This is a genomic window from Janthinobacterium sp. CG_23.3 (assembly GCF_046115965.1).
In the GTDB taxonomy this organism is placed as follows: Bacteria; Pseudomonadota; Gammaproteobacteria; order Burkholderiales; family Burkholderiaceae_D; genus Janthinobacterium.
This window is the reverse complement of sequence record NZ_JBJXIB010000187.1, coordinates 1-7459: the sequence shown is the minus strand read 5'-3', so window position 1 is coordinate 7459 and position 7459 is coordinate 1. Positions and strand designations below refer to the sequence as shown.

7 protein-coding genes are annotated in these 7459 nt (G+C 65.4%); 2 read left to right on the top strand and 5 right to left on the bottom strand.

All coding sequences use genetic code 11. The features are described from left to right. Positions 1 to 115: 115 nt before the first annotated feature. Positions 116 to 979 carry a flagellar motor stator protein MotA gene (motA, locus tag ACFDR9_RS26200; RefSeq protein ID WP_026132432.1) on the bottom strand — a complete coding sequence of 288 codons (864 nt, stop codon included), beginning with the start codon at positions 977 to 979 and terminating at the stop codon, positions 116 to 118. Positions 980 to 1088: 109 nt separating this feature from the next. Then, a complete protein-coding gene (locus ACFDR9_RS26195; RefSeq protein WP_409032871.1) occupies positions 1089 to 1979 on the bottom strand; it encodes a LysR family transcriptional regulator in 891 nt (296 codons plus the stop codon). Between the two features lie 110 nt (positions 1980 to 2089). Here ACFDR9_RS26195 and ACFDR9_RS26190 point away from each other — a divergent pair, with 110 nt between their 5' ends. Next, the gene (locus ACFDR9_RS26190; protein WP_409032870.1) at positions 2090 to 2824 is read left to right on the top strand and encodes a sulfite exporter TauE/SafE family protein; all 735 of its coding nucleotides are present in this window, start codon (positions 2090 to 2092) and stop codon (positions 2822 to 2824) included. 146 nt (positions 2825 to 2970) lie between these two features. Continuing rightward, positions 2971 to 5481 carry an acyl-CoA dehydrogenase gene (locus tag ACFDR9_RS26185; protein ID WP_409032869.1) on the top strand — a complete coding sequence of 837 codons (2511 nt, stop codon included), beginning with the start codon at positions 2971 to 2973 and terminating at the stop codon, positions 5479 to 5481. A gap of 12 nt (positions 5482 to 5493) precedes the next feature. On the opposite strand, the gene ACFDR9_RS26180 is transcribed toward ACFDR9_RS26185, so the two are convergent. The 3 genes from ACFDR9_RS26180 to ACFDR9_RS26170 form a co-directional block, all read right to left on the bottom strand. Further along, positions 5494 to 6057 (bottom strand): DUF1439 domain-containing protein, encoded by a 564-nt coding sequence (locus ACFDR9_RS26180; protein WP_409032868.1) that lies wholly within the window; start codon positions 6055 to 6057, stop codon positions 5494 to 5496. Positions 6058 to 6172: 115 nt separating this feature from the next. Then, positions 6173 to 6598, bottom strand: a complete 426-nt coding sequence (locus tag ACFDR9_RS26175) for a YciI family protein (RefSeq protein WP_409032867.1) — start codon at positions 6596 to 6598, stop codon at positions 6173 to 6175. Positions 6599 to 6609: 11 nt separating this feature from the next. Next, complete coding sequence (locus ACFDR9_RS26170; RefSeq protein WP_409032866.1) at positions 6610 to 7092, bottom strand: VOC family protein; 483 nt, start codon at positions 7090 to 7092, stop codon at positions 6610 to 6612. Positions 7093 to 7459: the final 367 nt, after the last annotated feature.

The following is a 7459-nucleotide window of genomic DNA, read 5'->3' as shown; positions in this document are numbered from 1 at the left end:
TCCACTTTCGAGTGCGAAAGTGAATCGCCATCGACGCAGGCAAGAAGCGCGTCACATGGTCAGCGCAAGAATTGTCTGCCGCGCAGACTCCTAGGGCGCGCTTCGGCCCGGCGGCCTAGTTCTTGTATCTGACCTGGCGCACGTGCTTTTCCAGTTCGTCGAACGAGGGCCGTTCGGTGTTGGAGATGACCTTGCGGCCGAATTCCACCGCCAGCGCCGGCGCGTAGCCGTTCAGGCTGGCCAGCAGCGTCACCTTGATACACTGCAGCATCTTTTGCGATTCGTGGTGCTTGCGCCGCAGCAGGCTGGCGACCGGCGAGACGAAGCCGTAGGCCAGCAGGATGCCGACGAAGGTGCCGACCAGCGCGTTGGCGATCAGCACGCCCAGCTCGGCCGGCGGCAGCCCGACCGAGGCCATCGTATGCACCACGCCCATCACGGCGGCGACGATGCCGAACGCCGGCATCGCGTCGGCCAGTTGCGCAATGGTTTGGATCGGCATTTCGCCGTCTTCGTGGTGGGTTTCGATTTCGTTGTCCATCAGATTTTCGATCTGGAACGCGTCCATATTGCCCGACACCATCAACCGCAGGTAGTCGGTGATGAATTCGAGGATGTGCGGGTCGGACATGGTGCGTGGATACTGGAGGAAGATCGCGCTGCCGTAGGGATTGTCGATATCGTCTTCCAGCGACATCAAGCCTTCCTTGCGGATCTTGGTGAGCACTTCGAAAAGCAGGCCCATCAACTCCATATACAGCGACTTGGTGTATTTCGAGCCGTGCATCAGCGACGGCAACGCCGCCATGGTGGCCTTGATCGCCTTCGAGTCGTTGCCGACCACGAAAGTGCCGATGGCCGCGCCGCCTATCATCAGCAACTCGGTCGGTTGGAAGAGGGCGCCCAAGTGTCCGCCCTGCAGGGCGAAGCCGCCAAAAATGGAGAGCAGAACGACGATGAATCCGATAATCACTAACAACTTATACCCCAGCTAACATTTCCATCTCGCAATATTAACTGATTTGGCACACGGCGTCGCCGTTTGCGCGATAAATGCCGGCCCGACAGCGGCGCCGGCCGGGCCGGGCTCAGGCTTTGAGCGCGCCGACCAGCGCGCGGGCGTGGGCCGACAGGTCGTCGTAGCGGCGCACGCAGACCAGCAAATGGCGCATGGCCCAGGGGTCGGTCAAGCGCCGCTGCCGGATCGCCAGCATTTTTTCATAGCGCCGCGCCGCCGCCGCCGGAATGATGGCGATGCCGGCGCCGCTTTCGACGACCCGGCAAATGGCGTCGAAGCTGCGCAGGCGCAGGCGGTAGCGCAGGCGCTGCCCGAGTTTCGCCGCGTGTTCGCTCAGGTGCTGTTGCAGCGCGCTGTCGGCGGCCAGGCCGACGAAGTCGTAGGCCAGCGTTTGCGCGAACGCGATGTCGCCGCCGCCCGGCCCGGCGAGTAGCGGGTGCGCCGGCGCCGCCACGACAACCAGCGGGTCGTCGCGGAAAGGGAAGGTTTGCAGGCCATCGCTGTTGGCGCTGTCGGCCACGATGCCGATGTCGGCGACGCCGTCGAACAGCGCCTGGACGATGTCGCCGCTGCGCCTTTCCTCGACCTCGACGTGGACCTGCGGATGCGCGCGCAGGTAGTCGGCCAAGGCTTGCGGCAGGAATTCGCTGAGCGCCGAGGTGTTGCACAACAGGCGTATCTGGCCCTTCAGGCCTTGCGCATAGTCGCCGAGGTCGCCGCGCATTTTCTCCACTTGCGCCAGGATCACCCGGGCGTGGTGCAACAGCGTACGCCCGGCCTCGGTGGCGTCGACGCCGCGGCGTTTGCGCAGCAGCAGCGGCACGCCCAACAAGTCTTCCATGCCGCGCAGGCGCGCGCTGGCCGACGCCAGCGCCAGGTGCGCGCGCTCGGCGCCGGCGGTGATGCTGCCCGCCTCCACGACGTGGCGGAAGAGTTGCAGGTCGGTCAAATCAAAGCGCATGGTCGGGTCGTGTCAGGTCGTCGAATTCAGCGTCGGCCTATGGCTGCGCCGAAGGCTGGCTCAGTGTATCCCACATTTCCATGCGCCGCCTTTGCCGGCAGACTGGGCGCATGGAAAATATATTGTTGATCGCGGCGAGTTTCTGGCTGGCCGGCACCGTCAAGGGCGCGGTTGGGCTGGGTCTGCCGACCGTCGCCATCGCTTTGCTGAGCCTGCTAATGACGCCGATGGAGGCGGCCGCCTTGTTGCTACTGCCTTCGTTGCTGACGAATCTATGGCAACTGGCCGCCGGGCCGGATTGCGCGCCGTTGCTGCGTCGGCTGTGGCCGCTGTTGCTGGGGGTGTGCGCCGGCACCGCCGCCGGGGCCGCGCTGGCGCAGCGGCTGCGCGCCGATTGGGCCGGCGGCGCCTTGGGGTTGGCCTTGATGGTCTACGCGGCGCTGGGGCTGGTGGCGGTGAGCTGGAGCGTGCCGGCCCGGCTCGAGCGCTGGCTGGCGCCGCTGGTCGGCGCGGCGACCGGCGTCGTCAGCGCCGCGACCGGGGTGTTCGTATTGCCCGCCGTGGCTTACTTGCAGGCGCTCGGGCTGGGGCGGGACCAGTTGGTCCAGGCCATGGGGCTGGCCTTTACCGTGTCGACGCTGGCGCTGGCGCTGCAGTTGGCGTGGTCCGGCGCGCTGCACTGGCGCGGCGCCGGCGCGTCGGCGCTGGCCTTGTTGCCGGCCCTGGCCGGCATGGCGACCGGGCAATGGCTGCGCCGCAAGATGCCGCAGGCGCTGTTCCGGCGCTGCTTTTTCACCGCGCTGATGGCGCTGGGCGGCCAGTTGTTGCTGCGCGCGGCGGGCTGAGCAAAACCGTGCCGGATTGGCAATTTTAATAAATATGCAGAATGCGCGGGTCCTATGCGCGATACCGCACTGATATCCACCGCCTATCTCAGTAAAGTGGGCCTGTAGCGTTCGACTTCCGGCCGCTGCGCAAAGGGAGAGATGAGATGGGTATGTGGATGCTGGCGGCCGTCGTCGCAACTGTGGCGCTGATGTTGTTCCAGGCCGCTGGCGCCTTGTGGGTCGCGGCAATCGCGCTGTGGATCGTCGTCGGTTACGCCGGCGACGTCATTGACGCGCTGGCCGCCGCGGTCATGCTGGTGGTGCTGGGCGCGCCGGCGGTGCTGCTGGCCAGCAAGTCGCTGCGCCGCAGCCTGGTCAGTCCGCATCTGTTGGCCCTGTTTAAACGCATCCTGCCGAGCATGTCCGAGACCGAGCGCGACGCGCTGGAGGCGGGCACCACCTGGTGGGACGCCGACTTGTTCTCCGGCAAGCCCGACTGGAATAAACTGCTCAGTCTGCCGGCGCCGTCGCTGAGCGACGAAGAGCAATCCTTCCTCGGCAACGAGGTCAACCAATTGTGCGCCCTGGTGGACGATTGGGAAAGCACCCAGCTGTGGCAGGGCTTGTCGCCGCAGGCATGGCAGTTCGCCCGCGACCGCGGCTTCCTCGGCATGATCATCCCGAAACAATACGGCGGCAAGCAATTCTCGGCCTATATGCATTCGCAAGTGGTGATGAAGTTGTCGACGCGCTGCTCGGCGCTGGCGGTGCAGGTGATGGTGCCAAATTCCCTCGGGCCGGCCGAATTGCTGCTGCACTACGGCACCGACGCGCAAAAAGACTATTACCTGCCGCGCCTGGCGGCCGGCACCGAGGTGCCGTGCTTCGCCTTGACCAGCCCGTACGCCGGCTCGGACGCCGCCGCCATTCCCGACACCGGCGTGGTCTGCATGGGCCAGTTCGAGGGCCGCGAAACGCTGGGGCTGCGCGTCAGTTGGACCAAGCGCTATATCACGCTGGGGCCGGTGGCGACGCTGCTGGGCCTGGCGTTTCGCGCCGTCGACCCCGACAAGCTGCTGCCGCCCGGCGTCGAGCCGGGCATTAGCTGCGCGTTGATCCCGACCACCCACGCGGGCGTGGTCATCGGCCGGCGTCACTGGCCGCTGAACGCGGTGTTCCAGAACGGCCCGACCTCCGGCAGCGACGTCTTCATCCCGATGCAGTGGGTGATCGGCGGCCAGCCGCAGATCGGCAAGGGCTGGCGCATGCTGATGGAATGCCTGGCGGCGGGACGGGCGATTTCGCTGCCGTCGGCCAGCGTCGGCACCGCCAAGCTGGCCGTGCGCGGCACCAGCGCCTACGCCGCCATCCGCCGCCAGTTCAAGACCGCCATCGGCAAGTTCGAAGGGGTGCAGGAGGCGCTGGCGCGCATGGGCGGCAACCTGTACATGATGGACGCGACGCGCAAGCTGTCGGCGCTGGCGGTCGACCTGGGCGAAAAGCCGGCGGTGATCTCGGCCATCGCCAAATACCACGTCACCGAGCGCGCCCGCGCGGTCGTCAACGACGGCATGGACGTCCTGGGCGGCAAGGGCATCTGCATGGGGCCGAGCAACTTCCTGGCGCGCGCCTACCAGCAAATTCCCATCGCCGTCACGGTCGAGGGCGCCAACATCCTGACGCGTTGCCTGATCATCTTCGGCCAGGGCGCGATCCGCGCGCATCCTTACGTGCTCAAGGAAATGCACGCCAGCACCGAAACCGACGGCCGCAAAGCCCTGCTGGACTTCGACGACGCCTTCTTCGGCCATGTCGGCTTCGTGTGCGCCAACGCGGCGCGGGCACTGTGCTACGGCTTGACCGGCGCGCTGCTCAAGCCCGAAGTGCGCGCCGCCGCCGAAGACATGCTGCGCTACTACCGCGCGGTCGACCGCCTGTCGACGGCGTTCGCGCTGATGACCGACTTCGCCATGTTCGTGCTGGGTGGTTCGCTGAAGCGGCGCGAGCGCATTTCGGCGCGTCTGGGCGACATCCTGTCGCAGATGTATTTGATTTCCGCCACGCTGAAACGCTTCGAGGACGACGGCCGGCCGCAAGCCGACGCGCCGTACGTGCACTGGTCGGTGCAGGACGCGCTGGCGCGCGCCCAGAACGCGCTGATCGGCGTGCTCGACAACTTCCCAAACCGCGCGCTGGCGCTGGCGTTGCGGCTGCTGGTGTTCCCCTTCGGCCTGCCTTACCGCGAACCGTCCGACGCGCTCGGCGGCGAGGTGGCCGAGGCGATGCAAACGGCCGGCCCGGGCCGCGAACGGCTGCTGGCCGACTGCTTCGTCGCCGACGACTTCGGCGACCCGATTGCCTGCGGCGAATTGGCCTTCGCGCTGCTGCCGCAGGTCGAGGCGATCGAGCACCGCTTCAAACCGGCGGTCCACTCCGGCGCGCTGGCGGCGATTCCGCAAAGCCTGGTGGAGATGCGCGAATGGGTGGCCGACGCCGCCGCCAGCGGGCTGATCACGGCCGAAGAACGCCACGTGCTATCGGATTTTGCGCGCTACGCCGACATCTCGATCCAGGTCGACGACTTTTCCGCGGACCTCAACGCCGCGGCCGACGTCGGCCGGCGCCAAGCCATGACCGAGCGGCGCAAGGAAATGGCGGAAGCGGAAGCGGAATAGTTGCGCATCAACTTACTTGGCCGCCTCGAAAGTAACGATGAGCGCCGCGGCCGTCGTGCGGATGCCGGTCGGGACGAATTGGACGCCGGCGTAGCGCAGCTCTTCCGGCCGGAAGTTATACAAGGGCACCTCGCCGGCGATTTGCTGCGCCACCAGATTGGCCGCCTTGGCGAGCTGGCGCTGCACGCCCGCGTCGACGCCGTCGACTGTAAATTGATCAACCCTGGCCTCGCGCAGGAAGACGGCGTTGCGGCTGGCGTCGAGCAGCAGCCGGCCCGACATCGCCATGCCGCCGCGCCAGGATTGCTTGGTGAACGGCGGCGCGATCTTTGCCTCCAACGCCAGGCCGATACGGTCGTCGGGCAACAGCGCCAACCGCGGGCGGGTCAGTTCGACGTGCAGCAGCGCCATCATGCGGTTTTCCAGCGGAAAGCGGCGCTCCAGCCCTTGCTGCAGCTTGGCCAGCGGCAGCTCCAACTGGCGCTGGCCGATCAGGCTGGCGCAGGAACAGAGCAGGGCGCACGCCAGCAGCGGCAGGGCGACCCGCGCCATGCGTCGCGTGATATTCGATGTCATGTTTTCTTAAAGTAAAGAGCCGGAGACGCCGATAGTAAACCAACGGCGCGGAGCCGGGGTCAGACCCTAGTGTCTGACCCCGGGGCTACGCCTGCGGTGTTGATTGTTCCAACGTTCACACCGCCAGCTTGGTGCCGGCCCGCATGCGCTCTTCCTGCAGCTTCAAATCCGGCGTCAGGGCGGCGCCGAAATCCTCGCTCTCGAACACCTGGCGGATTTCAATTTCCGAATCGCCCGGCATTGGGTTCGGGCAGCGCTTAACCCATTTAATCGCTTCCTCCTTCGACTCGACTTTGATCAGCCAGAAGCCGGCGACCAAGTCCTGTGTATTGCTGAACGGGCCATCCACGACGGTGCGGTCGCTGCCGGAAAATATGACGCGGGCGCCCATCGCGCTGGGATGCAAGCCCTCGCCGGCCAGCAGCACGCCGGCCTTGGACAATTCCTCGTTGAAATTTCCCATGTCTGTCAGCAATTGCTCACTCGGCATGACGCCGGCTTCGGATTGCGCGCTGGCTTTCACTATGATCATGAAACGCATGGCCGGCCCCTTTATGTTTGCGATGCGTCGACGCAGCCTTGCATGGCCGCCTTGTGCATCTCTTCCGGGCTGACGTCGCGCACATGGGTGGCCAGCGACCAGTTATGGCCGAACGGATCTTGCAGCACGCCGTAACGGTCGCCCCAGAACATGTCTTGCAGCGGCATGGCGACGGTCGCGCCGGCGTCCAGCGCCCGCGCGAAGGCGGCGTCGACGTCGTTCACATACATGTGGATCGTGACGGGCGAGCCTTTCAGCGACTTCGGCCCGAAGCTGCCCCATTCGGGGAATTCGTCGACCAGCATCAGGTGCGAGTCGCCGATCTGCAACATCGCGTGCATCAGCTTGCCGTCGGCACCGGCCATGCGGCCACCCTCGGTTGCGCCGAACGCCTTCTTGTAAAACTCGATCGCATCGGCCGCGCCGGCGCACACCAGGTGCGGGGTGAGCGTGTGCATTCCTTCGGGGATAGGTTTCACTTGTGCTTGGTTCATATTGCTCTCCTATTAAATTGAAAGGCAGTGCATGATTACTCCAACGTCGGTGGCAGAAGAAATTCGCGGACAAACGCGCGCCGCAAAGTGCCCGCACCAACGATTCTTGAGGATTTACAAAGGCGCCAATGGCCGGCTGAACGTCTGAAAATCAGTCGCAAAGGCATACTGGCGATATTCCGATTCACATTTCATATATTCAACATGACTAATTTGCTACAGGGCCTATTGTGCGCTTTTTTCGTCGCCGCGTCGCTACCGGCGGCGGCCACCGCAGGGCGATTGCATGAAGGATCAGATGGCCAGGCCCAACACCTTGCCAAGGTAGTCGGCGTTCCAGCCCGCCTTTAGGCGCTTGGAGGCGACG

Coding starts and splice junctions, on each gene's coding strand:
- ACFDR9_RS26195 (WP_409032871.1), bottom strand. CDS start 1,979: ATGCGCTTTGATTTGACCGACCTGCAACTCTTCCGCCACGTCGTGGAG.
- ACFDR9_RS26190 (WP_409032870.1), top strand. CDS start 2,090: ATGGAAAATATATTGTTGATCGCGGCGAGTTTCTGGCTGGCCGGCACC.
- ACFDR9_RS26185 (WP_409032869.1), top strand. CDS start 2,971: ATGGGTATGTGGATGCTGGCGGCCGTCGTCGCAACTGTGGCGCTGATG.
- ACFDR9_RS26180 (WP_409032868.1), bottom strand. CDS start 6,057: ATGACATCGAATATCACGCGACGCATGGCGCGGGTCGCCCTGCCGCTG.
- ACFDR9_RS26175 (WP_409032867.1), bottom strand. CDS start 6,598: ATGCGTTTCATGATCATAGTGAAAGCCAGCGCGCAATCCGAAGCCGGC.
- ACFDR9_RS26170 (WP_409032866.1), bottom strand. CDS start 7,092: ATGAACCAAGCACAAGTGAAACCTATCCCCGAAGGAATGCACACGCTC.